We start from the raw sequence: 26470 nt of genomic DNA on the forward strand, positions 1-26470 counted from the left end.
CCTTTGTCGGTCCTGTTGCGTGAAAGGAGTGTGGGCCGGCGGGAAGAAAGAAGGCAAACGGAATTAAATGCTGTATGAAGACAAAATAATTGCACTCAATGGGGAGCCTCATGGATATCGACCGGGCGCGCACCTTCCTCGAGATCGTCCATACCGGCAGCTTCCTGAAGGCCTCCGAGCGGCTGCATATCACCCAGACGACGGTGAGCGCGCGCATCCGCACGCTGGAGGAGGCGCTGGGGCGCAGGCTTTTCGTGCGCACGCGCAACGGGGCGGCGCTGACGGCCGCCGGCCGCGAATTCGAGCGTTTCGCGCAATCCTTCGTCCAGGTCTGGGAGCGGGCGCGCCAGCAGCTCACCGTGCCGCCCGGCCGGACATCGGTCGTGGCGGTGGGCGGCGAGATGAGCCTGTGGAACCCGCTGCTGCTCGACTGGCTGGTCTGGATGAAGGGCAATTGCCCCGAAATCGCCATCCACGCCGCCGTCGGCATGCCCGACCAGCTGCTGGAACAGCTGCGCACCGGCGTGCTCGACATCGCCGTGCTCTATGCGCCGAAGCTGATGCCGGGCTTCAAGGTCGAGCTGGTGGAGGAGGAACGGCTCGTGCTGGTGCGCAGGCCGGCCGGCCCGCAGGAGAGCGTCGCGCCGGACTATGTGCATGTCGACTGGGGGCCGCGCTTTGCCGGGCAGGGCGGCTTCGGGCCGGCGGGTTTTGCCGAGCCGGCGCTGAAGGTGGATTTCGGCCCGCTCGCCCTCCACTATATCCTGCGCACCGGCGGCATGGGCTATTTCCGCAAGGGAACGGTCGCACCGCATCTGGCGGCGGGCGACCTCGAACGGGTGGAGGACGCACCCGAATTCCCCTATCCGGCCTATGCCGTCTATCCGGAGGCGGCCGGGGCCCGGCGCGACGTGGAGGAGGCCCTTCGCGGCCTCAGGCAGGTTTCTCCCTGACGCAGCGGCAGGCAGCCCGGCAGCGCGATTTTCCGCCGCCCGCAACGGGCATGCGGCGGCGGAATGTCACCCGGACAAGATTTTGTTGTTGCCGACGGCAAGAGAAGAATTTCCTGCCTATGTTAACCGGCGAATCGCCGCCAATATCGGCAGCAGACGCTGACCGCAGGAGACAAAGATGCTGATCGCGAACCCAACCCGGCGCTCGTTCTTGCAGGCCGGGGCCGCCCTTCTCGCCTCGACGGCGCTGCCGGCCATCGCCCTTGCCGAGAGCGCGCCTGCCGGCGGCCGGCTGGTGGTGGCGGCCGATTCCGAGCCGAAGAACCTCAATCCCGCGATCGTCGCCTCCAACGGCGTGTTCTTCGTCGCCAGCAAGGTTATCGAGCCGCTGGCCGAGGCCGCCTTTGCGGGCGAGGACGGACTGTCGCCGCGCCTTGCGACGAGCTGGGAAGGATCGGACGACGGCCTTTCCGTCACCTTCCGCCTGCGCGAGGGCGTGACCTGGCACGACGGCAAGCCCTTCACCTCCGCCGATGTCGCCTTTTCGGCACTTGAAGTCTGGAAGCCGCTGCAGAATCTCGGCCGCATCGTCTTCGCCCATCTCGAGGCCGTCGAAACGCCGGATGCCGCCACCGCCATCTTCCGCTTTTCCAGGCCCACGCCGCTCCAGCTCATCCGCAACGCCCTGCCGGTCGTCAGCAGCGTGATCCCGAAGCATCTCTACGAGGGCACGAATATCGCGACGAACCCGGCGAACACCCAGCTCGTCGGCACCGGACCCTTCCGCTTCGCCGAATACAAGCCGGGCGAATATTACCGCCTGACGCGCAACGAGGCCTATTGGGACAAGGAGCAGCCGAAGCTCGACGAGATCATCTTCCGCGTGCTGCCGGACCGCGCCGGGGCGGGCGCGGCGCTGGAGGCGGAGGAGATCCAGCTCGCCGCCTTCTCCGCCGTGCCGCTCGCCGATCTCGACCGCATCTCCAAGGTGCCGGGCCTTGCGGTCGTCACCAGGGGCTACGAGGCGCTGACCTACCAGCTCGTCGTGGAGATCAACCATCGCCGCAAGGAACTCGCCGACCTCAAGGTGCGCCAGGCGATCGCCCACGCCATCGACAAGACCTTCGTCGTCGACACCATCTTCCTCGGCTATGCCGAAGCCGCCACCGGCCCGGTGCCGAAGAACGCGCCGCAATTCTACGAGGCCGACGTGCCGGCCTATGCCTTCGATGTCGCCAAGGCCAATGCCCTGCTCGACGAGGCCGGCTATGCGAAGGATGCGAACGGTAGGCGCTTCACGCTGAAGCTGCGCCCCGCGCCCTATTTCAACGAGACGCGCCAGTTCGGCGACTATCTCCGCCAGGCGCTTGCCGCCATCGGCATCGATGCGGAACTGGTGAACGCGGATTCGGCCGCCCACCAGAAGGCCGTCTATACCGACCACGATTTCGACCTCGCCGTCGCCCCGCCGGTCTTCCGCGGCGATCCGGCGATCTCCACGACCATCCTGGTGCAGTCGGGCATTCCGGCCGGCGTCGGCTTCTCCAACCAGGGCGGCTATGCCAATGCCGAGCTCGACGCCGTCATCGCAAAGGCGGCCGAGACGATCGACACGGCGGCCCGCACCGCGCTCTACCGCCAGTTCCAGAAACTGGTCGCCGCCGACCTGCCGCTGATCAACGTCGCCGAATGGGGCTTCATCACGGTGGCGCGCGACAGCGTGCTCAACGTCGCCAGCAACCCGCGCTGGGCGGTGTCGAACTGGGCCGATACCGCGCTCAAGACGTGACGGCGGGGCCATGACGGGCGCTTTCGTGAACAGCTCTTATCTTCTCGGGATAAATGGCGACCGCATGGGACGCCAGCACCCCCCTCTGCCCTGCCGGGCATCTCCCCCACAGGGGGGGAGATCGAATGGAGCGCCGTCTCGCCCATCTTCCACTACGCGGTTTGAGCGAGGCTCTTGCCTCTTCCCGATCTCCCCCCTTGTGGGGGAGATGCCCGGCAGGGCAGAGGGGGGTGGTTCCCTCACCACGCCCCCCATCCGGCGCCCCCCGTGACCCGCGCCCTCCGCCTCACCACGCGCCGTGCCCTCAGCAGCATTCCCGTCCTGCTGATCGTCGTCATCCTCACCTTCCTGCTCTTGGAGACCGCAGCGGGCGATGCGGTCGATGCCTATCTGCTCTCCATCGGCGGCGGGGATGCGGCGATCGCCGAGACGCTGCGGCAGGCCTACGGGCTCGACCAGTCCATGGCGGCGCGGCTGTGGCTCTATCTCTCCGCGCTCGCCCGGCTCGATCTCGGCTGGTCCGTCGCCTTCGACCGGCCGGTGCTCGGACTGATCATCGAGCGCCTGCCGAACACGCTGCTTTTGATGGGAAGCGCCACCGCGCTCGCCTTCGCCTTCGGCTCCACGCTCGGCATCCTCGCCGGCGCGCGGCCGGGCAGCCTGCGCGACCGGCTGCTCTCCACCCTCTCGCTGGTCGTCTATGCCATACCGGGCTTCTGGCTCGGCCTGGTGCTCGCCATCGTCTTTGCCGTGCAACTGCGCTGGCTGCCCACCTCGGGCATCGAGACGATCGCCTCCGGCCGCACGGGCCTTTCCCGCGCCGCCGACATCGCGGCCCATCTCGTCCTGCCCGTCGGCACGCTGGCGCTCATCTACACCGCGCTGTTCCTGCGCGTCATGCGCGCCGGCATGGCCGGCATCTGGCGGCTGGATTTCGTGCTCTTCGCCCGTGCCAAGGGGCTTTCGCGCGTCCGCATCGTCTTGCGCCACGTGGCGCGCAATGCGCTCCTGCCGCTTATCACCATGCTCGGCCTGCAGGCAGCCGCCATGCTCGGCGGCAGCGTCGTCATCGAGAGCATCTTCGCCATTCCCGGCTTCGGGCGTCTGGCGCAGGAGGCGGTGAGCGGGCGCGATGCGGCGCTGCTCTGCGGCATCATCGTCGTGAGCGCCGTGCTGGTCATCCTCGTCAACCTTCTCGTCGACATCGTCTATGCCGCGCTCGATCCGCGCGTCGGCACCGCGGAGCGCGGCGCATGAAGCTTGTCGGCGACATGCTGCGCCGGCCGGAGGCGGCGGCCGGCCTTGCCATCCTCGTCCTGCTCGCGCTTCTCGCGCTGCTCGCGCCCGTCCTCTTTCCCGGCGATCCGCTGAAGATCGCCGGCCGGGCGCTGACGGCGCCCTTCACCGACCCCGCCTTTCCGCTCGGCACCGACCGGCTCGGCCGCGACGTCCTGGCCGGCATCGTGCATGGCGCGCGCACCTCGCTCTTCGTCGGCCTCGCCGCGGCGCTGGCGGCGCTGGCGATCGGCCTTTCGGTGGGGCTTGCGGCGGGCTTTGCCGGAGGGATTGCCGACGAGGCGCTGATGCGCGTGGTCGATGCCTTCCAGATCGTGCCGAGCTTCCTCCTGGCGCTCGCCTTCGTCAGCGTCGTCGGCGCCTCGGTGCCGGTCGTGGTGCTGGCCATCGCGCTCGGCGCCTGGGCCGATCCCGCGCGGCTCACCCGCGCCGAGGTGCTGTCCGTGCGCGGGCGGGACTATGTCGCCGCCGCGCGTATTGCCGGCATGCATCCGGTGGAGATCGCCCTGCGCGAAATCCTGCCCAATGTGCTTCCCCCCGTGCTGGCGCTCTCGGCCATCATCGTCGCCACCGCCATCCTGACGGAGGCGGCGCTCTCCTTCCTCGGCCTCGGCGATCCCAATGTCGTCACCTGGGGCTCGATGATCGCCGAGGGACGAAACGTCCTGCGCTCCTCGCCCTTCCTGTCGATCTTCCCCGGCCTCGCTTTGGTCGCCACGGTGGTCGGCGTCTACCTGCTCAGCGAGGGGCTGACCAATGCGCTTGCGGGGGAAGCGAGTGTCGAAAGGAAGAAACCACGGCGCGTCGGCAAATCCCCCCCTCTGCCCTGCCGGGCATCTCCCCCTCAAGGGGGGAGATCGGCAAGCGGCGGGAACCCTGCTCAACCGGAAGCGCCGGAGGTAGGTGAAACGGCCCTCCATCCAATCTCGCCCCTTGAGGGGGAGATGCCCGGCAGGGCAGAGGGGGGTGCCGGCGCTGAAAGCGATCGTCCTGCTCGACGGGGGCAGGAAGACTTGCTGTGCGAAACTCAAGATCTCTCCGTCACCTATCGCGACCAGGAGACACCGGCCCTGACGAACCTCGACCTTGCGATCCGCGCCGGCGAGCGGCTGGCGATCATCGGCGAGAGCGGCTCGGGCAAGAGCACCTTCGCGCGGGCGCTGGCCGGGCTCCTGCCCGAAGGGGCCGAGGTTGAGGGCACGGTGGACTGGGCGGCGGGCGCCGCGCCGCTTGCCGGCCGCGATCTCGGCTTCGTGCTGCAGGACCCCTCCGCCAGCCTCAACCCGGTGCTGACGATCGGCGAGCAGGTGGCCGAAGGCGCGCGCCGGCATCTCGGCCTCTCCTGGCCCGAGGCCCGCGCCCGCGCGCTCGACATGCTGGAGCGGGTGCGCCTTCCCGAGCCGGAAAAGCTGCTCGCCGCCTATCCGCACCAGCTCTCCGGCGGCCAGCGCCAGCGCGTGGCGATCGCCGCCGCGCTCGCCGCCCGCCCGGGCCTCGTCATCGCCGACGAGCCGACCAGCGCGCTCGACATGGTGGTGCAGGCGGAGATTGTCGCGCTGCTCGACGACCTGGTGCGCGGGGCGGGCATGACGCTCGTCTTCATCACCCACGACATCGCGCTGGCCGCCGGCTTCGCCGACCGGGTGGCGATCTTCAAGGACGGGGCGCTCGTCGAAACCGGCCCGGCGGCGGCCGTACTGGCCGCACCGCGCGAAACATATACGAAGATGCTGGTCGCCAGCCACCGCGACCTCGCCTCCCCACCGCTGGTCGGGGAGATCCGCGCATGAGCCTTCTCGTCGCGCAAAATCTTGGCAAGCGCTTTTCCTCCGGCGGCCGCACGGTGGAGGCGCTGCGCGATGTCTCCCTCAGCCTTGCGGCGGGGGAGACGCTCGGCCTTGCCGGCGCCTCGGGCAGCGGCAAGTCCACGCTGGCGCGCATCCTCACCCGGCTTATGCCGCCCGATGGCGGCAGCGTGCGCTTCGCCGGCGAGGACTGGCTCGCCCTTTCGGGCGCGGACCTGCGCCGCCGTCGCGCCCGCATGCAGATGGTGTTCCAGGACGTTTCCGGCGCCTTCAATCCGCGCGCCACCGTCGCCGACGCGCTCGACGATCCCCTGCGCATCCACGCCGTGGTGCCGAAGGGCGAGCGCCCGCGCGAGATCGCGGCCCTGCTCGAACGGGTCGGCGTGCCCGCCGCCTATGCCGGCCGCGCGGTCCGCGACCTCTCCGGCGGCCAGCGCCAGCGCGTCGCCATCGCCCGCGCCATCGCCACGCGCCCGGCGCTGATCGTGCTCGACGAGGCGGTCTCGGCGCTCGACGTCTCGGTGCGCGAACGCATCCTGCACCTGCTCGCCACGCTGCAGGAAGAGCGCGGCATCGCCTATCTCTTCGTCTCGCATGATCTTGCCGTGCTGCGCGCGCTCTCCCATCGCATCGCCGTGATGGAGGCCGGGCGCATCGTCGAATGCGGGCCGGCGGGCCGCGTCATCGCCGATCCGCAATCGCCCGCCGCCCGCGCCCTCATCCGCGCCGTGCCGCGCCTCCTACCCCAGGAAAGCAAGGAAAGCCCCGATGGCCGCTGACCGCTGGAACGCCCTGAACGATGTCCCCGATTTCCCGCCCCACCGCCTCGGCCCGCTCGCCGACCGGCTCGCCCGCATCCTGAAGACCCGCAACGACATCCTCCTCTTCCAGACGGAGGCCGTCGTGGCGCTGGAGGCGGTGGCGACCAGCATCGCCCGGCCGGGGCTGACGGCGCTCAACATCGTCACCAGCCCGTTCGGCGCCTGGTTCGGCGACTGGCTGCGGCGCGGCGGCGCGGACGTCGTCACGCTCTCGGCCGAACCCGCCCGGCCCATCGGCATCGAAAGCGTGGAGGCGGCCTTCGATGCCCATCCCGACGTGAAGGCCGTCATCCTCTGCCATGCCGAATCGGCGAACGGCGTGCTCAACCCGCTGGCGGAGATTGCCGCCGCGGCCCGTGCCCGCGGCATCGTGACGATCGTCGATGCGGTCGCCTCGGTGGGCGGGCATGCGCTCGACGTCGACGCGCTCGGCATCGATATCGCGGTGATCGGCCCGCAGAAATCGCTGGCCGGGCCGGCCGGCGTCTCGGCGCTGTCGGTCGGCCGGGCGGCCTGGGCCCTGGTTTCGGCGGCGGGCGGGCGGCGCAGCTCGACGCTTTCCCTGCTCGACCGCCGCGACTGGCTCGACAGCGGGCGCGGCGCGCTTCCCGGCACGGCGGCGCCGCTGGAATTCTTCGCTTTGGAGGCCGCGCTCGACCGCTTCGAGGCGGAGGGGGCGGACGCCGTGCTCGCCCGCCATGCCCGGGCGGCGGCGGCGTCGCGCGACGGTCTCCTGGCGCTCGGCGCCCGTCCCTGGGCGGATTTCGGCCGGGCATCCCATCTCGTCACCACCGCGGCGCTGCCCGAGGTCGTCGATCCCGAGACCTTCCTTACGGCCGCCGCGCCGCTCGACATGGAGCTGTCCGCCGGCATCGGCCCCGGCGCCGCGCGCCTGGTGCGGCTCAACCATACGGGCCGCCGCGCGCGCTTCGATAGCGTGCTCGGCAATGTGCTTGCCTATGGCATCGCCCTGCAGAAATGCGGCGCCCCGGCGGATCTTGCCGCCGCCGCCGCGGCTGTCGCCGCGCATTACGGCGCGGATTGAAGCCGTTCGAGGAAATCGGGCATCGCGTGTGCAACGGACAAAATCGCCGGCGTCCGCAGGGCATCGAATAAGGACTTGGAGGCGTGCCTCCTGCCTCCTTCTCCCCACGGGGGAGAAGGTCGCGGCAGCGGGATGAGGGGGCGGGCGCAGGCGGAAGACGGCGTGCTTACCCCCTCATCCGACCCTTCGGGCCACCTTCTCCCCGTGGGGGAGAAGGGGAAACGGCACCGTTGTGCGCCCTGGTGGCACTGGGGGTAGTGGTGTGCGCCAGGCGGGCGGTGTGCTGCTCTCGTAGCCACCCGACAAGCCTGCGCAAAAATCGGGCACGCCGCGCCGCCGGCAGAAGCAACGCGGCATTTGCATAGCTGCATTGCACAATAAATGTTTCCCATATGGTCAAAAAAATCGCATAGTGCCCCCAGTTGATGCACACGGCGGTTTTCCTCCCAGTGCCGCCGCATCAGCTGTTCCCCTCTGGAGGTTTTTGACCTTCACACTTCATGGGCCGCGGTTTCCGCTGGCCCATTTTTTTTGGCCCCTTCGCCGCTTGATTTTCCCGGCCATTCGGAGGCATCTGCGGGAAACCTTCACGCCGACACGGTGGGGATATGCAACCGGGCGCACTGAACGTACTGGTCATCGACGAGAACCGCATCCGCGCCGCCATCATCGAGGAGGGGCTGCGCGATGCCGGCTATGCCGTGACCGTGGTCGAGGAGATGCAGGGCCTTGCCCGCCGCATCGCCGAGCTCAACCCCGACGTCATCGTCATCGACCTGGAAAACCCCAACCGCGACATGCTGGAGAGCATCTTCCAGCTGACGCGCGCCATCCAGCGCCCCATCGCCATGTTCGTCGACAAGTCCGACGAGGCCTCCATCGAGGCGGCGGTGGAGGCGGGCGTCTCGGCCTATATCGTCGACGGGCTGAAGCAGGAGCGCGTGCGGCCGATCCTGAAAATGGCGATCAGCCGCTTCAACGCCTTCTCCCGCCTCAGCCGCGAACTGGAGGAGACGCGCAGCGAGCTGGAGAACCGCAAGGTGATCGACCGCGCCAAGGGCCTCCTGATGCGCTCGCGCGGGCTGTCCGAGGAGGCGGCCTATGCGCTCTTGCGCCGCACCGCGATGAACCAGAACCGCAAGATTGCCGAGATCGCCCAAAGCCTCGTCACGGCGGCGAGCCTGCTCGATCCGGGAGCGCCCGATCCGGGAGTGAAGACATGACGACGCGCCACGCCATCACCGCCGGCTTCGTGCCGCTGCTCGACAGCGCCCTCCTCGTCGCCGCGAAGGAGAAGGGCTTTGCCGCGGCGCAGTCGATCGACCTCACGCTGGTGCGCGAGCGCTCCTGGGCGAGCATCCGCGATCGCCTCGCCGTCCGCCAGTTCGACGTGGCCCATATTCTCGGCCCCATGCCGATTGCCTGCAATCTCGGCCTCTCCGCCCCGGCCCCGAAGATGATCGTGCCCATGGCGCTCGGCCTCGGCGGCAACGCCGTCACCGTCTCGGCAGCGCTCTGGCGGGCGATGGCCGAGGCGGGCGCGACGGACGATCTCGACGCGCGTCGCAACGGCGCTGCGCTGCGCCGGGTCATCGACGGGCGCAGGGGCGAGCCGCTGCGCTTCGGCGTCGTGCATCCCTATTCCGGGCATAATTACGAGCTGCGCTACTGGCTGGCGGCGAGCGGCATCGATCCGGACCGCGAGATCGACATCCTCGTCCTGCCGCCGCCGGATATGGGCGATGCGCTCGCCGAAGGGCTCATCGACGGCTATTGCGCGGGCGAACCGTGGAACACGTTCGGCGTCCTGAAACGCGGCGCGCATCTTGCCACCGTCAAGGCGGCGATCTGGAAGTCCAGCCCGGAAAAGGTGCTCGGCGTCGATGCGGGCTGGGGCGAGGCGAACCCGGAGGCGCTCGCCGCCCTGCTGGTCGCGCTGCATCACGCCGCCCTCTGGTGCGGTGATCCGCGCAACCATGCGGAACTCGCTTCGCTGCTGGCGCTGCCCGCCTATGTCGGGCGCGAACCGGAGCTCCTGCTGCCGGCCCTCACCGGCGTCCTGCCGGTCGGCGGCGGCGCGGTGCGCACGGTCGGCGATTTCTTCGTGCCGCAGGCCAAGGCGGCCACCTTCCCTTGGAAGAGCCATGCGCTGTGGTTCTACACCCAGATGGTCCGCTGGCGGCAGGTGGCGCATACCGAGGCGAACCGTCAGGTCGCCGCTGAGACCTACCGCCCGGATGTCTACCGCGCCGCGCTGAAGGCGCTCGGCATCGCCATGCCCTCGGCGAGCGCCAAGGTGGAGGGCGCGCTGACCGCGGAAACCCCCGTCGGCTCCTCCGGCGCGCTGACGCTCGGCCCCGACGGCTTCTTCGACGGCGGGCGCTTCGATCCCGACGACGTCGACGGCTATATCGCAGCGCAATCGCGCTGACGCCTATTTTATGCGCAGTGCACAAAATTTGGCGCCGCTTTGCCGATGGCCTGTGCGCATGTCGGCACGCGGTCTTTCAGGACATGAATTAAATCAATCGCTTGCCGACTTGGCACGCCGATTGCTTTTCTCTCCATAGGCCTTCGGGCCACGATATCGGCGTCCAACGACGGGCGCCACCAGCAAAGCCGCTGATCGGGTTTTTCGCGCACATGGCCTCCCTCGTGTCGCGCGAAAAGAACCTGGCCAGCGGCTTTTTGTTTTTCACCCCCAAAGATGGAGCGGCACGACCTTGTCGGGCCACGGAGACGCCATGTCAAAGATCAAGCAGCCCCTGTCCCCGCGCGAACCTGCCGTCGCGCTCTGGATGTCCACCTTCGCCTTCACCATCTGTTTCGCCGTCTGGACGATTTTCGCCATCATCGGCATCCGCATCAAGGAGGACCTCGGGCTCACCGAAGCCCAGTTCGGCCTGCTCGTCGGCACGCCCATCCTCACCGGCTCGCTGGTGCGCATCCTGCTCGGCGTCTGGACGCCGCGTTATGGCGGCCGCCTCGTCTATACGCTGACCATGCTGGCGGCGGCGCTTTCGACGCTCATGCTCTCGCACGCCGCGACCTTCCCGCAGATGCTGCTCGCCGGGCTCGGCGTCGGCCTTGCCGGCGGGTCCTTCGCGGTCGGCGTCGCCTATGTCTCGCCTTTCTTCCCGCCGGAAAAGCAGGGCACGGTGCTCGGCATCTTCGGCGCCGGCAATGTCGGCGCGGCGCTGACGAAGTTCCTCGCGCCCTTCGTGCTCGTCGCCGCCGGCTGGCAGATGGTGGCGGAAATCTGGGCGGCGGCGCTGATCCTTACCGCCTGCCTCTTCTGGTTCACAACCAGCGACGACCCGGCCTTCCGCAATCGCCGCGACGGCAAGGCGCCCAAGCGCAGCCTCATGCAGGAATTCGCGCCGCTGAGGAAGGCGCAGGTCTGGCGCTTCTCGCTCTATTATTTCTTCGCCTTCGGCGGCTTCGTGGCGCTGGCGCTCTGGCTGCCGCGCTACCTCGTCGGCGTCTACGGCTTCGATATCGCCACCGCCGGCATGGTCGCCGCCGCCTATTCCATCCCCGGCAGCATCTTTCGCGCGCTCGGGGGCATGCTCTCCGATCGCAAGGGCGCGCGCGCCGTCATGTACTGGATGTTCGGCATTTCCGCGGTCGCGACGCTCGTCCTGTCGCTGCCGTCCGGCGTCACGCCCGCCGTCTTCATCGTCACCGTCTTCGTGCTCGGCTTCGTCATGAGCCTCGGCAAGGCGGCGGTCTACAAGCACATCCCGGCCTATTACCCCGATGCCGTCGGCCCGGTCGGCGGGGTCGTCGGCATGGTCGGCGGGCTCGGCGGCTTCGTGCTGCCCATCGCCTTCGGCCTGCTGAAGGACGCGACCGGCCTGTGGTCGAGCTGCTTCCTGCTGCTCTTCGCCGTCGTCGCCGTCTCGCTCCTCTGGATGCATCTTTCCATCCGCCAGATGGAGCGCCCCTCCGTCTCCGCCGTCGCCGCGTAACGTTGAGAAAAATCCCATGACCGAGAAACTCGTCATCGTCGGCAATGGCATGGCCCCCGGGCGCATGCTGGAGCACCTCCTCGAAAAGGCCCCCGGCCGGTACGAGGTCACCATCTTCAATGCCGAGCCGCGGGTGAACTACGACCGCATCATGCTCTCGCCCGTCCTCTCCGGCGAGAAGGCGTATGAGGAGATCATCATCCACGGCGACGGCTGGTACATCAAGCACGGCATCACGCTCTACAAGGGCCACCGTATCGTCGCCATCGACCGCGACGCGAAGACCGTCACCTCCGATCACGGCGTCACGGAACGCTATGACAAGCTGGTCATCGCCACCGGCTCCGTGCCCTTCATCCTGCCCGTGCCGGGCAACGACATGCGCGGCGTCATCACCTATCGCGACCTCGACGACGTGCAGGCCATGCTGCTCGCCGCCCAGTCGCGCGAAAAGGCCGTCGTCATCGGCGGCGGCCTGCTGGGCCTCGAAGCCGCCGCCGGCCTTGCCGGCCGCGGCATGGACGTCACGGTGCTGCACGTCATGCCGACGCTGATGGACCGCCAGCTCGACCCCGCCGCCGGCTATCTCCTGCAAAGGGAGCTGGAAGGGCGCGGCATCAAGATCATCTGCAAGGCGAACACCAGGGCCATCGTCGGCAACGGCAAGGTCGAGGGCATCGCGCTGGACGACGGCCGCGTCATTCCCGCCACGCTCGTCGTCATGGCCGTCGGCATCCGGCCGAGCGTGAGCCTCGCCAAAGAGGCGGGCCTTGCCGTCAACCGCGGCATTGTCGTCGATCACGGCATGCAGACCTCGGACGGCAGCATCCTGGCGCTCGGCGAATGCGCGGAAGTGGGCGGCATGGTCTACGGCCTCGTTGCCCCGCTCTACGAGATGGCGCGCGTCGCCGCCGCGCATCTGGCCGGCGACCGCTCGGCCGCCTTCGTGCATTCCGATACGCCGACCAAGCTGAAGGTCACCGGCATCGAGCTCTTTTCGCTCGGCGATTTCGCCGATGGCGACGACCGCGAGGAAATCGTGCTGCGCGATGCCTCGGCCGGCGTCTACAAGCGGCTGGTGCTGAAGGACAACCGCATCATCGGCACGGTGCTTTACGGCGAGACCGCCGATGGCGCCTGGTTCAACGACCTGAAGAAGAAGCAGACCGACATTTCCGAGATGCGCGAGACGCTGATCTTCGGCCAGGCCTATCAGGGGGGCGCCCCGCTGGACCCTATGGCGGCCGTTGCAGCCTTGCCGGATGATGCGGAAATCTGCGGCTGCAACGGCGTCTGCAAGGGGAAGATCGTTTCGACGATCACGGAAAAGGGCCTGGCCTCGCTCGACGACGTGCGCGCCCACACCAAGGCGTCCGCCTCCTGCGGCTCCTGCACCGGCCTCGTCGAGCAGCTGATGACGCTGACGCTCGGCGACAGCTACAACCCCGCCGCCGTTCAGCCCCTGTGCGGTTGCACCGATCTCGGCCATGACGACGTGCGCCGCCTGATCAAGGCGAAGGGGCTGAAGACCATCCCCGCCGTCATGCAGGAACTGGAATGGAAGACCTCCTGCGGCTGCGCCAAATGCCGGCCGGCCCTCAACTATTACCTCGTCTGCGACTGGCCCGACGAATATGCCGACGACTACCAGTCCCGTTTCATCAACGAGCGCGTGCATGCCAACATCCAGAAGGACGGCACCTATTCCGTCGTGCCGCGCATGTGGGGCGGCGTGACGAATTCCGGCGAATTGCGCGCTATCGCCGATGTGGTGGACAAGTTCGAGATACCCTTGGTGAAGGTGACGGGCGGCCAGCGCATCGACCTGCTGGGCATCGAGAAGGAGGACCTGCCCGCCGTCTGGGCAGATCTCGGCAAGGCCGGCTTCATCTCGGGGCAGGCCTATGCCAAGGGCCTGCGCACGGTGAAGACCTGCGTCGGCTCCGACTGGTGCCGCTTCGGCACGCAGGATTCCACCGGGCTCGGCATCCGCATCGAGAAGTTCATGTGGGGCTCCTGGACGCCGGCCAAATTGAAGATGGCCGTCTCCGGCTGTCCGCGAAACTGCGCGGAGGCGACCTGCAAGGATATCGGCGTCGTCTGCGTCGATTCGGGCTTCGAGATCCATTTCGCGGGCGCGGCGGGCCTCGACATCAAGGGCACGGAGGTGCTCGGCCTCGTCAAGACCGAGGACGAGGCGCTGGAGCATATCGTGGCGCTGACGCAGATGTACCGCGAGCAGGCGCGCTATCTGGAGCGCATCTACAAATGGGCCAAGCGCATCGGCCTCGACGAAATCCGCCGCCAGATCATGGGCGACGCGGACAAGCGCAGGGCCTTCTACGACCGGTTCGTCTTCTCCCAGAAATTCGCGCAGGTCGATCCCTGGTCGGAGCGGGTCTCCGGCAAGGACAAACACGAATTCAGGCCGATGGCGACCATCGGCTACGGCGAGGCCGCGGAATGAGGAGCACGGACATGACCTGGTTTCCCATCGGCAACATCGCCGACATCCCCCTTCGCGGCGCGCGCTGCGTGAAGACGCCGGAGGGGAAGATCGCCGTCTTCCGCACGGCGGAAAACGAGGTCTTCGCCATCGAGGACCATTGCCCGCACAAGGGCGGGCCGCTCTCGCAGGGCATCGTGCACGCCAAGGCCGTCACCTGCCCGCTGCACAACTGGGTGATCTCGCTGGAGACCGGCAAGGCGCTCGGGGCGGACGAAGGGGCGGTCAGGACCATCCCGCTGCGCAACGAGGACGGGGCGCTGTTCATCGCGCTGGAACGCCTGATGGCGGCGGCGGAGTAGGTGGTGATGCAGGCAAAACTCCCCTCCTCCCACAGGTTGAAGACCTCCTCTGGACTCTTTCCCACAAAGGCAGGGCGATCGCCTATGGAGGAAAACGGTTGCCCCATCCCCTTCTCCCCCGCGGGGAGAAGGTGCCGGCAGGCGGATGAGGGGGGTGGCGAAGGCGCAGACGACCCGTCAGAGCCACCCCCTCATCCGACCCTTCGGGCCACCTTCTCCCCGCGGGGGAGAAGGGGAGAACGGCAAGGTCGAATTCCATATGCGACAACCTTCCTAACAAGGGGGCGATGCCGGCAGGCAGAGAGAGGTGCCGGGGTGCGCCGTCACCGGCCCCTGAAGGGAGCCGCCCATGCCCGTTGAAACGAAAACCACCTGCCCCTATTGCGGCGTCGGCTGCGGGGTGATCGCCGCGGTCGGCGAGGACGGCGCGGTTTCCGTCAGGGGCGATCCGGACCATCCCTCGAACTACGGCCGGCTCTGCTCGAAGGGCTCGGCGCTCGCCGAGACGATCGATCTCGACGGCCGCATCCTCCATCCCGAGATCGCCGGCCGGCAATCGACATGGGACGAGGCGCTCGACCTCGTCGCGGAGAAATTCTCCGCCGCCATCGCCGAACACGGCCCGGATTCCGTCGCCTTCTACGTCTCCGGCCAGCTCTTGACGGAGGACTACTACGTCGCCAACAAGCTGATGAAGGGTTTTGTCGGCTCGGCGAACATCGACACCAATTCGCGGCTGTGCATGTCTTCCTCCGTCGCCGGCCACCGCCGGGCCTTCGGGGCCGATACGGTGCCGGGGACCTACGAGGACCTGGAGCTTGCCGACCTGGTCGTCCTCGCCGGCTCGAACCTCGCCTGGTGCCACCCGGTGCTCTACCAGCGGCTGGCCGCGGCCAAGGCGCGGCGGCCGGGCCTGAAGGTGGTGGTCATCGATCCGCGCCGCACCATGACGGCGGATATCGCGGACCTCCATCTCGCCATCCGGCCGGATACGGATGTGGCGCTGTTCGCCGGCCTGTTCTCCCATCTCGTCAAGAACGGCGCGGTGGACCAGAATTTCATCGCGGCGCACACGATGGGCTTTTCCGAGGCGTTCGCGGCGGCGGTTTCCTTTCCGGAGGCGCTGGAGCGGACCGGCCTGCCGGCCATGCAGCTTCGCGAATTCTACCGGCTGTTCACGGCGAGCGAAAAGGTGGTGACCTGCTACAGCCAGGGCGTCAACCAGTCCTCCTCCGGTACCGACAAGGTCAACGCCATCCTCAATTGCCACCTCGCCACCGGCCGCATCGGCCGGCCGGGCATGGGGCCGTTCTCGCTGACCGGCCAGCCCAACGCCATGGGCGGGCGCGAGGTCGGCGGCCTTGCCAACATGCTGGCCGCCCATATGGAGATCGAAAGCGCGGAAGACCGCGACCGCGTGCAGCGCTTCTGGCAGGCACCGCGCATCGCCGAGAAGCCGGGGCTGAAGGCGGTCGACCTGTTCTGTGCAGTGGCGGAGGGGCGCATCAGGGCGCTGTGGATCATGGCGACCAATCCGGTCGTCTCGATGCCGGACGCCGATGCCGTCGAGGCGGCGATCAGGGCCTGTCCCTTCGTCGTCGTCTCCGACATCCTGCGCGAGACGGACACCGCCCGCCACGCCGATGTGCTCCTGCCCTCGCGCGGCTGGGGCGAGAAGGACGGCACCGTCACCAATTCCGAACGGCGCGTCTCCCGCCAGCGGGCGTTCCTCGGCGCGCCGGGCGAGGCACGGGCGGACTGGTGGCAGCTGGCCGAGGTCGGCCGGCGCATGGGCTTTGCGCGTGCGTTCGCCTATGACGGGGCGTCGGGGATCTTCGCCGAGCATGCGGCGCTCTCCGCCTTCGAGAACGGCGGCAGCCGGGATTTCGATATCGGCACCCATGCCGGCATCGGGCCGGTGGCCTATGACGCGCTTTCGCCCTTCCAGTGGCCGCAGCCGGCAGGCCGCGGGGAGGGGGAAACCCGGTTCTTCGCGAACGGCGGCTTCTATCATCCGGACGGCCGGGCGCGCTTCGTCGCCGTCATGCCCGCCGCGGCCGACCGCACCGATGCCGCCTATCCCTTCACGCTGAATACCGGCCGCATCCGTGACCAGTGGCACACCATGACGCGATCCGGCAAAAGCGCCCGCCTTTCCACCCATATCGCGGAACCCTTTGCCGAGCTTCACCCGCGCGATGCGCTGGAGATCGGCGTCGTGCCCGCCGGCCTGGTCGAGATCGAAAGCCCGCGCGGCAGCGTGGTGGTGCGCGCCCTCGTCACGGACCGGCAGGCGCGGGGCAGCCTCTTCGCGCCGATGCACTGGAACGACCAGTTCGCGGCGAAAGCCCGCGTCGACACCCTCGTGCCGCCGCTGACGGACAGGATCTCCGGCCAGCCGGCCTCGAAGAACGTCGCCGTCGCCGCCCGCCCGTTCAAGGCCGCCTCCTATGCCTTCGCCGTGTCGCGGGAAAGGCCGGAAGGGCTCGAGGCCGCCTATTGGGCGCTGGCGAAGGCCGAGGGCGGCTGGCGGCTGGAGCTTGCCTTCGATCGTCCCGAGGAGGACTGGGCCGCCTGGTGCCGGCGTGCCTTCGCCATCCCGGACGCGGTCGAACCGCTCGGTTACGCCGACCGGGAGACCGGCGAGATCCGTCTCGCCTTCTTCGACGGCCCGCGCCTGCTCGCGGCCTTCTTCCTTGCGCGCGAACCGGTGGCGGTGGCACGCAACTGGGCGATCGCGCAGCTTTCGGCCGGGCATGCGAACCTGCGCCGGCGCTTCGCCCTCGTCGCCGGCCGGCCGGGGGCGGACAGGCCGGATCCCGGCGCCACGGTCTGCGCCTGCTTCGGCGTCGGCGTCAACCAGATCGTCGCGGCCGTGCGCGGCGGATGCCACGGTGTCGAAGCGGTCGGGGCGGCGCTCAAGGCCGGCACAAATTGCGGTTCCTGCCGCGGGGAGATCCGCAGCATCGTCGACAGGTGTCTTGCCGCGGCAGCGGAATGAGGGGGAGCCGGCGGCACCGGCCCTCGCGCCGGCCCCTGCGCCGAACGAGGATCGCGCTATCCGGCGGCGGCCTTGCGGCCGAAGGACAGCAGGTCGCGCGTATAGGCCTCGGCAGGGGCGGCGATCACCGCCTCCGTCCGGCCGAATTCGATGACGTCGCCGCGGCGCATGACGAGGAGCGTGTCGGAAATGTGCGCGACGACCTTGAGGTTGTGGGTGACGAAGAGCATCGAGAGGCCGCGGCTTTCCTTGAGGTCCGCGAGCAGGTTGAGGATCTGCGCCTGCACGGAGACGTCGAGCGCCGAGGTGGGCTCGTCGAGGATGAGCAGGCCCGGTTCCAGCGCCAGCGCCCGGGCGATCGCCACGCGCTGCGCCTGGCCGCCGGAAATCTCCCGCGCGCGTCGGTCGAGGAAATCGGCGGTGAGGCCGCAATCGGCGACGAGCGCGGCGATCTTCTCGCGCAGCGCCGGGCCTTGCCGCGCGCCGGCGGCCAGCAGGGGCTCGGCGACGATCTCGGCGATGGTGAGGCGCGGGCTCAGCGACAGGAAGGGATTTTGCGAGACGACGCCGATCTTCTGGCGCGCGCCGCGCAGGGCGTCGCCCTGCAGTGCCAGCCAGTCCTGCCCGTCGAGCCGCACCGTGCCGCTTTCCACCGGCAGGAGGCGCAGGATGGCGCGCAGCAGGCTTGTCTTGCCCGAGCCGCTTTCCCCGACGATGCCGAGGGTCTCGCCCTTTTCAAGCCGGAAGCTGGCGCCGTTGACGGCCGGTTTCGGGCGCGGCGCGAAGAGGCCGGCGCGATAGCGGATGACGAGATCCCTGACGTCGAGCATCGGGGCCGGGCTCATGCCGCATCCTCCGGCAGGTGGCAGAGCCAGGTGTGGCGGTCACGGGCGCGTTCGGGCGGCGGCTCGGCGGCGCAGACGGGCATGGCCTTCGGACAGCGCGGGGCGAAGGCGCAGCCGGCGATCCTCGTCCGCGGTGGCGGGATGGAGCCCTCGATGGCGGCAAGGCGGGCGCCGTGCGGGGCGGCATCCGGCAGGGCGGCGAGCAGCGCGCGCGTATAGGGATGGCCGGGCTTCTGCAGCACGGCCTCCACCGGGCCGGTCTCGACGGAGCGGCCGGCATAGAGCACCGTCGCCCGGTCGCAGGCCTCCGCGATGACATCCATGTCGTGGGTGATCATCAGCACGGTGAGGCCGCGCTCGGCGACGAGCTTGCGCAGCAGCGCGAGGACCTGCGCGCCGACGGAGACGTCGAGCGCCGTGGTCGGCTCGTCGGCGATGAGGAAGTCGGCGCCCGTCGCCAGCGCCTGGGCGATCACCACGCGCTGCTGCATGCCGCCGGAAAGCTGGTGCGGATAGCTCTTCAATACCCTTCCAGGATCGGGCAGGCCGGTGGCGGCGAGAAGGTCGGCCGCCTCCCTGCGGCGGGCCTCGCGCGGCAGGGTGCGGTGGGCGCGGATGACGTCGTCCATCTGGCGGGCGATGGAAAGCACCGGGTTGAGCGCGGCCGCGGGGTCCTGCGCGATCATGCCGATGCGCTTGCCGCGCAGGGCCTTCGCCTGTTCGCGCAGGTCCGCGCCGTCGAAATGGAAGCGTGCGGCCTCGATGCGGGCGCCTTTCGGCGCAAGGCCGAGCGTGGCCATGCCGGTCATCGTCTTGCCGCAGCCGGATTCGCCGATGACGCCGTGGATCTCGCCGCGCTCGATCCTAAGGCTGACGGCGCGCACGGCATGCACCTCGCCCTCCGGCGTCGGGATGCGGACGCAGAGGTCGCTTATGTCAAGCAGGGGCACGGACGGTCCCTCCCTTGCGCTCGCGCAGCGCATCGCCGAGCACGCTGAAGGCGAGCGCGACAATGAAGATCGTCAGGCCGGGCATGGCCGAATACCACCAGCGCGCCGGGAAGAACTTCCGGCCGGCATCGACCATCTGGCCCCAGTCGGCCGTCGGCGGCAGAACGCCAAGGCCGAGGAAGGAGAGGGCGGCGGCGGTCAGCAGCGCCGGGCCGACGTCGAGCGCGGCCTGCACGGTCAGCGGCCGGCCGGTGGCGGGCAGGATGTGGCGGGCGATGATGCGCGGATGCGACACGCCGGCAAGCCGCGCCGCTTCCACATAGGGCTGGCCGCGCAGCACCAGCACTTCCGCGCGGGCAAGCCGGGCATACCAGGGCCACCAGGTCACGGCGACGGCGATGATGCTGTTGAGGAAACCCGGGCCGAGGGCGGCGGCCATCAGCACGGCGAGCAGCAGCGCGGGAAAGGCGAGGAAGACGTCGGTGCCGCGCATCAGCGCCTCGTCGATCCAGCCGCCGAAATAGCCCGCCGCAAGGCCGACCGGCAGGCCGATGAGCAGCGAGAAGGCGACGATCAGCACGCCGTTGGTCAGCGAGACGCGGGTGCCGTAGATGATGCGGCTCAGGATGTCGCGGCCGAGATGGTCTGTGCCGAGCCAGTAGTCCGCCGAGGGCGGCGCGAGCTTCGCCAGCACGTTCGGCGCGCCGGCGCCCTGCGCGGGATAGGGCGCGATCCACGGCGCGAAGAGGCCGACGAAGACGAAGAGGAGGACGACGGCAAGGGCGATCGTGCCGGGCCAGCCGAGGCGGTGAACGAGCTTTTTCATGAGAGCGCCACCCGCGGGTCGACCAGCGCCTGGGCGATGTCGATGAGGAGGTTCATCACGACATAACAGATCGTCACCACCATGGTGACGGCCGCGATGACCGGAAAGTCCTTGGCGAGGATCGCCTCGGAAACGTAGCGGCCGAGCCCCGGCCAGGCGAAGATGATCTCGACCAGCACCGCGCCGGTCAGCGCATAGGCGAAGGAGAGGCCGATCACCGTCAGGGCCGGACCCATGGCGTTCGGCAGCGCATGGCCGAACAGGATGCGCGGCTCGGACAGGCCGAGCGTGCGGGCGGCGACGACGTGGCGGCGCTCGAGGATCTCGATCATCGCCGAGCGCGTCAGGCGCATGGCGACGCCGGCGGGGTAGGAGGCGAGCGTCAGCGCCGGCAGGACGAGATGGGTCACCGCATTGCCGAAGGCATCGAGCCGGCCGGCAAGGAGCGCGTCGACAAGCGTGAAATTGGTGACGACGGGCAGCGGCGCGCCGATCGCGATCTCGCGCGACAGCCGGCCGGACAGCGGCAGGATGCCGAGCCATTGCGCGAAGACCAGCTGCAGGATCATGGCGAGGAAGAAGGTCGGCATGGCGACGGCGGCGATGGAGCCGAAGCTGCCGAGCCTGTCCGGCCACCTGCCCTGCCTTGCGGCCGCGAGCACGCCGAGCGGAATGCCGATAAGAAGCGCAAGGCCGGTGGAGAAGACCGCAAGCTCCAGCGTCGCCGGCAGGTAGGCCTTGAGGTCTTCGGCGATCAGCCGGCGCGACTTGTAGGAGACGCCGAAGTCGCCGGAGGCCATCGCGGCCGCGAAGGTGGCGAAGCGGGCGGGCAGGGGCGCGTCGAGGTTGAGTTCCTGGCGCGCCTTCTCGATCTGCTCGGCCGTCGGGCGCGGGCCGGCATAGAGCGCGGCCGGATCGGAGGGAACCACCTGCGCCACGATGAAGACCAGGAAGGTCACGCCGACGACGACGAAGGCGGAGAGGACCGTGCGGCGCAGGATGTAGCGGAGGAGTTCCATCAGCGGGCCGATCGCATGGCGGAGGGGAGGGTGAAAGGACTGCGGCGAGCACCCCCGCTGCCTGCCGGCATCTTCCGGGCGGACGCGTTGCGCCGGGCCGGATGCGGGGCGCGGGTGCCATGATCGGACGGGTTCGCCTGCGGCATTCTCCCCATGTCGCTGCCGCGACCTCCTCCCCGAGGGGGAGAAGGGAGCAGGCAGGACGGGTCCGCCCCATGGGCACGACCTCTCGCCGCCAAAGGAGAGGTCGCGAGGCGGGAACCCGGCTTCAACGGCACCGTCGAAGAAGGGCGGAGCGCCACCCCACCGGATCTCCTCCTTTCAGGGGGAGATGGCCGGCAGGCCAAGGAGGGGTGCGCGCGCGTCATCTGGGGGTTTCCCGTTCCGTTACCGGCTCAGTTCGTTGACGAAGGTGACATGGCCATAGGCCGGATTGTCGGTGTAGCCCTTGATGTCCGAGCGGATGATGTGGACGTTCGGCCGGTCGACCATGAAGACGGCCGCCGCTTCCTCGATCACCGTGCGCTGCGCCTCGATGAAGAGGGCTTCGGCGCGGGGGCGGTCGGTGCCGGAGAGCTTGGCCGCCTCGTCGATCTTGGCGTCCACCTCGGGGTTGGAATAGTAGCCGAGGTTGAAGTTCGGCTTTTCTTCCGTGTGGAACAGGTTGAAGAGGTAGTCGTAGGGCGTGACGAAGGTCGGCCACCAGAACATGACGAAGATATCCTGCGCGGCCTTCGGGTCCGACTTGCCGAGCTGCCATTGCGCTTCCCAGGCCATCGGCTGCAGCGTCAGCGTGATGCCGAGGGTTTCGAGGTTCGCCTTCCAGAGTTCGCCGGCTACGGCCGAAAGCGCCTGGGTGGTGGAATAGGTCATGACCAGCTCCAGCCCCGGCTCGATGCCTTCCTCCGCCAGCAGCGCCCTGGCGGCTTCCAGGTCGGTGCTGGGGATCGGCGCATCGGCGTCATGGCCCCAGATGCCGGCGGGCACGACGCCCTTGGCGCGGGTGCCGAGGCCCATCGTGCCGGCGGCGATCACGTCGTCATAGGGGAAGGCGAGCGACAGCGCCTGGCGCACCTTCACCTTGTCGAGCGGCGCACGCTTGACGTTGTAGAGGCCGAACAGCGTTTCGAAGGAGGGGTTGGAGACGACGTTGAGGTCCGGATTGGCCTTCATCGCCTCGAGGTTCTCGAAGGGAATGGAATAGGTCCAGTCGGCCTGGCCGCTCTCGATCATGTTCTGGGCGAGCGTCGTGTCCTCGATGATCTCGAAGGAGATCGTCTGGAAGGCGCCGTCCGGCACGGTGTCCCAGTAGCCTTCGACGCGGTCGAGCACCGCGCGCTGGCCAGGCTCGTAGCGCGAGATCCTGAACGGGCCGGTGCCGGCATCGTTGCCGGCGTTGAACCAGGCATTGTCCTTGTCGAAGGAGGAGGGCGCGTAGATCCAGGCGGCAAAACCGGCCGAGGCGATGAGGTCGAGCGGCTGCGGCTCGGAGAGCTGGAAGACGACCTTCAGCGGCTCGGGCGTCTCGATCGCGGTGACCGGACCCCAGATGAAGGCCGCGCCGCCGCCGATCTTCTTGGTGCGCTCGATGGAGCCCTTGACGGCCTCGGAGGTCAGCGGCGTGCCGTCGTGGAATGTCACGCCGTCGCGCAGGGTGAAGGTCCAGGTCTTGCCGTCGGCGCTCACCTCCCAGGCGGTGGCGAGCCGGGGCTCGATCTTCGCCTCCGTCTTCTCGTCGCCGGGAATGTAGCGCGTCAGGCCCTCATAGACATTGGCCAGCACCGCGCCGTCGTTGGAGAACGAGGTCGCCGGGTCGAGGTCCGGGAAGCTCGTCGGATAGGCGAGCGTGAAGATCTGGCTGGCGCCCTGCGCCATGGCGAAGTTCCAGCGCGCGGTGGCGGCGGTGGCGAGGGCGGCAAGGACGGTGGTCTTCAGGAAATTGCGGCGGTTCATGTCGGGCTCCCAATGGATGGTTTGATCGGACGATCAGGTGTCTTCTTCGTAATGCGGGACCGCGGGCGCATCGGCGGAGACGCCCATCGGCACGAAGTCGAAATCATAGCCGAAGGCCCGGGGGCCGACGGAGGCGAGCGCGATCTCGCTGCGCAGCAGCACCGGCGCGGGCATGGACAGCACGTCGATGCGCAGGCCGTAGCGCAGCTCCTCCGTGCCGATGGCGCGGCCGGTCTCCGAATCCACGATGCAGATGAGGTCCGGCACCATGGTGATGATCGTCTCGCCCTCGCGGGCGATGAGATATTCGTTCTGGATCTCGACGGTCAGCGTGCGGCCGGCATCGCCATCCAGCCCCGCCACGGTCAGCTTGCCGCGGGTGAAGCCGGCCATGACGCGGCGGCCGATATCGGTCACCTTGCCGCGCATCAGCCGCACGCCGCCGGATTGCTTCAGGATCGCCTCGACCGGGTCCGCCTTGGCGGCGCGGGCGGTGAGCACGGCGTCGCCGAGGCTCCAGGCCTGGCTCGTCGTGTGCGGCACGCCGAAGCGGCGCACGAAGTCGCCCGACATCGGCGCGGTCGTCATCAGCGCGGTGCAGCCCATGGCGATGGTGCTGGCGCGCAGCAGCTTTTCCAGCATTTTCGGCGTGGTGGCGTCGGTGACGACCAGCACGTTGCCGTCCGCATCGGCGAGCGCCGCCGGCTGCACCGGCTGGCCATGGATGAAGAAGGTCGTCATCTGCACCTCCGGGAAGGCGCGGCCCATGCCGTCGGCATCGACGACCGGCAGGTCCACCATGGCCGCCGTCAGCATCGGCGCGATGCCGTTGCCGCCGCCCACCTCGTCGCCGAGCAGCGCATCGACCTTGCGGCCCATATGGCGCTCCAGCGCGTGCAGGAGCCGCACGCCCTCGCCGCCCTCGGCGATCTTCTCGATGCCGACGGTGGGCGCGCCGATGCCGCCGATGCCGATGATCTGCGCATCCGGGTCCATGTCGGCCGGGCGCACCATGCGGATGCGTTTACCCTCCCGCAGCAGCGCCTTGGCGCGCAGCGCGCCGTGATAGGTGCTGCCGCCGCCGCCGGTGCCGAGGATGCCGCAGCCGATGGCGATGCGGTCGATATCCGCCTCGGTGAGCGTCCAGTATTTCATGCCCGCAATTCTCCAATGACTTTCGCCGCGACGCGCACGGCATTGCCGGGCAGGTAGGCGAGCGGCGTTTCCTCGATCTCGGCGAGCGTCGTCGTTTCGGCGGCCGCGCCCGCCTCGACGGCGCGCGCCCGCGCCTCCGCGACGACGGATTCGAGCGCGATCTCGCGCGTCGTGCCTTCCAGCGAGACCACGCTGTCGACCTCGCCGGACACCTGCGCGATGGCCGCGCCGATGGCGTTGGCCGAGCCGAAATGATCCGGCTTCAGCGAAACGGAGGTGCCTTCCAGCAATCCTTCGACCAGCACGGAGCCGCCGCCGACGAGGATGGCCGGGATCGGCTCGGCGCTCGGCTTCATGCGGTCGAGCACGGTCTCGATGCTGGCCTTCATCTGCGCCAGCATCTTCTGAGCGAAATCCGGCGTGATGTGGGAAAGGCGGCTGCGGTCGCCGAGGTCGGCGAGGCCGGCGGCAACCGCGATGTCCGTTGCCGTCAGCGTGTCGCCGCCAAAGCACAGCGCCCTTTGCGGCAGGCGGAAGCCGACGGAGTCGGGGCCGACGGTCGGCGCAGCGCCGGGGCGCACGATGCTACCGCCGCCGAGGCCGAAGGAATAGACGTCGGGCACGCGGAAATTGGTCGGCACGCCGCCGATCATCGCGCCCTCGCTGCGGGTGCGCGGGAAACCGGCGACGAGCATGCCGATATCCGTCGTCGTGCCGCCGATATCGATGACCGCGGCGTCGGAAAGCCCGGTGAGGAAGGCGGCGCCGCGCATGGAGTTGGTCGGGCCGGAGGCGATGGTGAAGACCGGGTAGCGTTCGGCGAAGTCCGCCGCCATCAGCGTGCCGTCGTTCTGGGTGAGATAGAGCGGGCAGGCAAGGCCGAGCGCGGCGAAGGCCGAGCGGAAGGCGCCGACCGTCTCGCGGCCGAGCGTGTGGAGGCTGGCATTGAGGATCGCCGCGTTCTCGCGCGGCAGGAGGCCGGTGCGGCCGATGCGGTGCGACAGGCTGATCGCGGCATCCGGCATTTCCTCGGCGACGATGGCGGCCGCCTCGATCTCCATGCGCGGATCGACCAGCGCGAAGACGGAACAGATCGCGATGGCGGAGATGCCCCGGGCGCGCCAGTCGCGGCAGGCCGCGCGGATGGCGAGGCCATCGAGCGGCGCGATGTCCGAGCCGTCATAGTTGAGGCCGCCGCCGACCAGCGCCGCGCCGCCCTCGACGATGGGACGCAGGGTGTCCGGCCAGTCGATCATCGGCAGCAGCGAGCGCGTCGCCGCGCCGCAGAGCCGGAGCACGCCGACCTTCTCCAGGTGCCGTCCCTCGACCACCGCATTGAGGAAATGCGTGGTACCGATCATCACGCCGTTGACCGCGCCGGCGGCGATGCCGGCCTCGGCCAGCACCGTGCGGATCGCCGCCGCGACGCCGGAGGTCACGTCCGCCGTGGTCGCGGATTTCACCGTGGCCAGAACCGTCGTGCCGGAGAGCAGCGCCGCATCCGTATTGGTTCCGCCCACATCCACCCCGATGCGCAGCATGGGTTATCCTTTCTTCTTGCCGCCGAGGTCCGTGCCGCGGCTGATCGCGGTCGTCCTCGTGCCGAATACCTTGTAGAGTCGCAGGACGACCGAACTCGTCACGCGCTTCACGCCGGGCAGCTTGCCCAGCTCCTGGTCGATGAATTCGAGAAGCGCCGCATGATCGGCGACGAAGAGCGAGGCGCTCAGATTGGCCGTGCCGCTGGTGGCGGCGAGGTAGCCGATCTCGTCATATTCGGCGAGCTGAATGGCGACCTCTTCCTGCCGGCCCGGCTCGACCTCGATCAGAAGCTCGACCTGCACGTCGCGCCCCAGCGCCACGGGATCGGGAATGGCGCCGATGACGATCATCTTGGCCTGCAGCAGGCCGGCGATGCGGTTGCGGATGGTGCGCTCGGAGACGCTGCCGATCCGGCCGGCGATCTCGGCGGCCGAAAGGCGTCCGTCCTCGCTGAGGTAGCGGATGATCTCGCGGTCCAGATCGTCGACGAGGTAGCGTTGGCTCATGCGCGGTTCCATTTCGGCCTGAATGCATCAAGTAAATTTCCGAAACGGAATTGTGTCAAGAATATTTCAGCCATATCGGGCCATTCTTTCCGAAAATATCCCGGTTTTCGGCTTCCGGATGCAGAAAATTGCCGATCCGGCAACCGGAGAAGAGTCTTTCCGGGGCTGTCCGTTGCCGAAACGGA

Annotated in this window: 20 protein-coding genes and 1 pseudogene; 13 read left to right on the forward strand and 8 right to left on the reverse strand. The window is 68.8% G+C overall.

Features of this window, described 5'->3' with window-relative positions:
* Positions 1–110: 110 nt before the first annotated feature.
* From MUU56_RS19350 to MUU56_RS19410, 13 genes and pseudogenes are all read left to right on the forward strand, one after another.
* On the forward strand, positions 111–953 hold the full coding sequence (locus MUU56_RS19350; protein WP_244768926.1) for a LysR family transcriptional regulator: 843 nt from the start codon (positions 111–113) through the stop codon (positions 951–953).
* A gap of 178 nt (positions 954–1131) precedes the next feature.
* On the forward strand, positions 1132–2742 hold the full coding sequence (locus MUU56_RS19355; protein WP_244768927.1) for an ABC transporter substrate-binding protein: 1611 nt from the start codon (positions 1132–1134) through the stop codon (positions 2740–2742).
* Positions 2743–3009: 267 nt separating this feature from the next.
* Positions 3010–3999, forward strand: coding sequence for an ABC transporter permease (locus tag MUU56_RS19360; protein ID WP_244768928.1), 990 nt, complete (start codon positions 3010–3012; stop codon positions 3997–3999).
* Positions 3996–4802, forward strand: a pseudogene (locus MUU56_RS19365) (ABC transporter permease); the annotation flags it as partial. The gene MUU56_RS19360 and the pseudogene MUU56_RS19365, both read left to right, overlap by 4 nt.
* A 180-nt stretch (positions 4803–4982) precedes the next feature.
* Positions 4983–5828, forward strand: coding sequence for an ABC transporter ATP-binding protein (locus MUU56_RS19370; protein WP_317633325.1), 846 nt, complete (start codon positions 4983–4985; stop codon positions 5826–5828).
* Positions 5825–6622, forward strand: coding sequence for an ABC transporter ATP-binding protein (locus tag MUU56_RS19375; RefSeq protein WP_244768929.1), 798 nt, complete (start codon positions 5825–5827; stop codon positions 6620–6622). The genes MUU56_RS19370 and MUU56_RS19375 overlap by 4 nt, the downstream gene beginning before the upstream one ends.
* Entirely contained in the window at positions 6612–7709 is a 1098-nt protein-coding gene (locus MUU56_RS19380) for an aminotransferase class V-fold PLP-dependent enzyme (protein WP_244768930.1), read from the forward strand. Before MUU56_RS19375 ends, MUU56_RS19380 begins: the two co-directional genes overlap by 11 nt.
* A gap of 608 nt (positions 7710–8317) precedes the next feature.
* Positions 8318–8932 (forward strand): ANTAR domain-containing response regulator, encoded by a 615-nt coding sequence (locus MUU56_RS19385; protein ID WP_133034663.1) that lies wholly within the window; start codon positions 8318–8320, stop codon positions 8930–8932.
* Positions 8929–10140, forward strand: a complete 1212-nt coding sequence (locus MUU56_RS19390) for a CmpA/NrtA family ABC transporter substrate-binding protein (protein WP_244768931.1) — start codon at positions 8929–8931, stop codon at positions 10138–10140. Before MUU56_RS19385 ends, MUU56_RS19390 begins: the two co-directional genes overlap by 4 nt.
* A 313-nt stretch (positions 10141–10453) precedes the next feature.
* Complete coding sequence (locus MUU56_RS19395) at positions 10454–11680, forward strand: MFS transporter (RefSeq protein ID WP_244768932.1); 1227 nt, start codon at positions 10454–10456, stop codon at positions 11678–11680.
* Between the two features lie 16 nt (positions 11681–11696).
* Positions 11697–14147 carry a nitrite reductase large subunit NirB gene (nirB, locus tag MUU56_RS19400; protein WP_244768933.1) on the forward strand — a complete coding sequence of 817 codons (2451 nt, stop codon included), beginning with the start codon at positions 11697–11699 and terminating at the stop codon, positions 14145–14147.
* An 11-nt stretch (positions 14148–14158) separates the two neighbouring features.
* Positions 14159–14488, forward strand: a complete 330-nt coding sequence (nirD, locus tag MUU56_RS19405; RefSeq protein ID WP_244768934.1) for a nitrite reductase small subunit NirD — start codon at positions 14159–14161, stop codon at positions 14486–14488.
* 349 nt (positions 14489–14837) lie between these two features.
* Positions 14838–17489, forward strand: coding sequence for a nitrate reductase (locus tag MUU56_RS19410; protein ID WP_244768935.1), 2652 nt, complete (start codon positions 14838–14840; stop codon positions 17487–17489).
* A gap of 56 nt (positions 17490–17545) precedes the next feature.
* Here the strand turns inward: MUU56_RS19410 and MUU56_RS19415 are convergent, their stop codons facing one another.
* The 8 genes from MUU56_RS19415 to MUU56_RS19450 form a co-directional block, all read right to left on the reverse strand.
* Positions 17546–18334, reverse strand: coding sequence for an ABC transporter ATP-binding protein (locus MUU56_RS19415; protein ID WP_244768936.1), 789 nt, complete (start codon positions 18332–18334; stop codon positions 17546–17548).
* Positions 18331–19284: an ABC transporter ATP-binding protein gene (locus tag MUU56_RS19420; protein WP_244768937.1), complete on the reverse strand. Its 954-nt coding sequence runs from the start codon at positions 19282–19284 to the stop codon at positions 18331–18333. The genes MUU56_RS19415 and MUU56_RS19420 overlap by 4 nt, the downstream gene beginning before the upstream one ends.
* Positions 19271–20110 carry an ABC transporter permease gene (locus tag MUU56_RS19425; RefSeq protein WP_244768938.1) on the reverse strand — a complete coding sequence of 280 codons (840 nt, stop codon included), beginning with the start codon at positions 20108–20110 and terminating at the stop codon, positions 19271–19273. The genes MUU56_RS19420 and MUU56_RS19425 overlap by 14 nt, the downstream gene beginning before the upstream one ends.
* Positions 20107–21129, reverse strand: a complete 1023-nt coding sequence (locus MUU56_RS19430) for an ABC transporter permease (RefSeq protein ID WP_244768939.1) — start codon at positions 21127–21129, stop codon at positions 20107–20109. The genes MUU56_RS19425 and MUU56_RS19430 overlap by 4 nt, the downstream gene beginning before the upstream one ends.
* A gap of 387 nt (positions 21130–21516) precedes the next feature.
* Positions 21517–23082 carry an ABC transporter substrate-binding protein gene (locus tag MUU56_RS19435; protein ID WP_244768940.1) on the reverse strand — a complete coding sequence of 522 codons (1566 nt, stop codon included), beginning with the start codon at positions 23080–23082 and terminating at the stop codon, positions 21517–21519.
* Between the two features lie 33 nt (positions 23083–23115).
* Positions 23116–24237, reverse strand: a complete 1122-nt coding sequence (locus MUU56_RS19440) for a DUF917 domain-containing protein (protein ID WP_244768941.1) — start codon at positions 24235–24237, stop codon at positions 23116–23118.
* Positions 24234–25778: a hydantoinase/oxoprolinase family protein gene (locus MUU56_RS19445; protein ID WP_244768942.1), complete on the reverse strand. Its 1545-nt coding sequence runs from the start codon at positions 25776–25778 to the stop codon at positions 24234–24236. Before MUU56_RS19445 ends, MUU56_RS19440 begins: the two co-directional genes overlap by 4 nt.
* A 3-nt stretch (positions 25779–25781) precedes the next feature.
* On the reverse strand, positions 25782–26285 hold the full coding sequence (locus tag MUU56_RS19450) for an Lrp/AsnC family transcriptional regulator (protein ID WP_244768943.1): 504 nt from the start codon (positions 26283–26285) through the stop codon (positions 25782–25784).
* Positions 26286–26470: the final 185 nt, after the last annotated feature.

Source organism: Shinella yambaruensis, from assembly GCF_022899355.1.
Classification (GTDB): Bacteria; Pseudomonadota; Alphaproteobacteria; order Rhizobiales; family Rhizobiaceae; genus Shinella; species Shinella yambaruensis.

Excerpts from the sequence above, each read along its gene's own strand:
- MUU56_RS19410 (WP_244768935.1), top strand. The coding sequence starts at position 14,838 with ATGCCCGTTGAAACGAAAACCACCTGCCCCTATTGCGGCGTCGGCTGC.
- MUU56_RS19380 (WP_244768930.1), top strand. The coding sequence starts at position 6,612 with ATGGCCGCTGACCGCTGGAACGCCCTGAACGATGTCCCCGATTTCCCG.
- MUU56_RS19355 (WP_244768927.1), top strand. The coding sequence starts at position 1,132 with ATGCTGATCGCGAACCCAACCCGGCGCTCGTTCTTGCAGGCCGGGGCC.
- MUU56_RS19435 (WP_244768940.1), bottom strand. The coding sequence starts at position 23,082 with ATGAACCGCCGCAATTTCCTGAAGACCACCGTCCTTGCCGCCCTCGCC.
- nirD (WP_244768934.1), top strand. The coding sequence starts at position 14,159 with ATGACCTGGTTTCCCATCGGCAACATCGCCGACATCCCCCTTCGCGGC.
- MUU56_RS19415 (WP_244768936.1), bottom strand. The coding sequence starts at position 18,334 with ATGAGCCCGGCCCCGATGCTCGACGTCAGGGATCTCGTCATCCGCTAT.
- MUU56_RS19375 (WP_244768929.1), top strand. The coding sequence starts at position 5,825 with ATGAGCCTTCTCGTCGCGCAAAATCTTGGCAAGCGCTTTTCCTCCGGC.
- MUU56_RS19385 (WP_133034663.1), top strand. The coding sequence starts at position 8,318 with ATGCAACCGGGCGCACTGAACGTACTGGTCATCGACGAGAACCGCATC.
- MUU56_RS19395 (WP_244768932.1), top strand. The coding sequence starts at position 10,454 with ATGTCAAAGATCAAGCAGCCCCTGTCCCCGCGCGAACCTGCCGTCGCG.
- nirB (WP_244768933.1), top strand. The coding sequence starts at position 11,697 with ATGACCGAGAAACTCGTCATCGTCGGCAATGGCATGGCCCCCGGGCGC.
- MUU56_RS19440 (WP_244768941.1), bottom strand. The coding sequence starts at position 24,237 with ATGAAATACTGGACGCTCACCGAGGCGGATATCGACCGCATCGCCATC.
- MUU56_RS19370 (WP_317633325.1), top strand. The coding sequence starts at position 4,983 with ATGCCCGGCAGGGCAGAGGGGGGTGCCGGCGCTGAAAGCGATCGTCCT.
- MUU56_RS19350 (WP_244768926.1), top strand. The coding sequence starts at position 111 with ATGGATATCGACCGGGCGCGCACCTTCCTCGAGATCGTCCATACCGGC.
- MUU56_RS19450 (WP_244768943.1), bottom strand. The coding sequence starts at position 26,285 with ATGAGCCAACGCTACCTCGTCGACGATCTGGACCGCGAGATCATCCGC.
- MUU56_RS19445 (WP_244768942.1), bottom strand. The coding sequence starts at position 25,778 with ATGCTGCGCATCGGGGTGGATGTGGGCGGAACCAATACGGATGCGGCG.
- MUU56_RS19425 (WP_244768938.1), bottom strand. The coding sequence starts at position 20,110 with ATGAAAAAGCTCGTTCACCGCCTCGGCTGGCCCGGCACGATCGCCCTT.
- MUU56_RS19430 (WP_244768939.1), bottom strand. The coding sequence starts at position 21,129 with ATGGAACTCCTCCGCTACATCCTGCGCCGCACGGTCCTCTCCGCCTTC.
- MUU56_RS19390 (WP_244768931.1), top strand. The coding sequence starts at position 8,929 with ATGACGACGCGCCACGCCATCACCGCCGGCTTCGTGCCGCTGCTCGAC.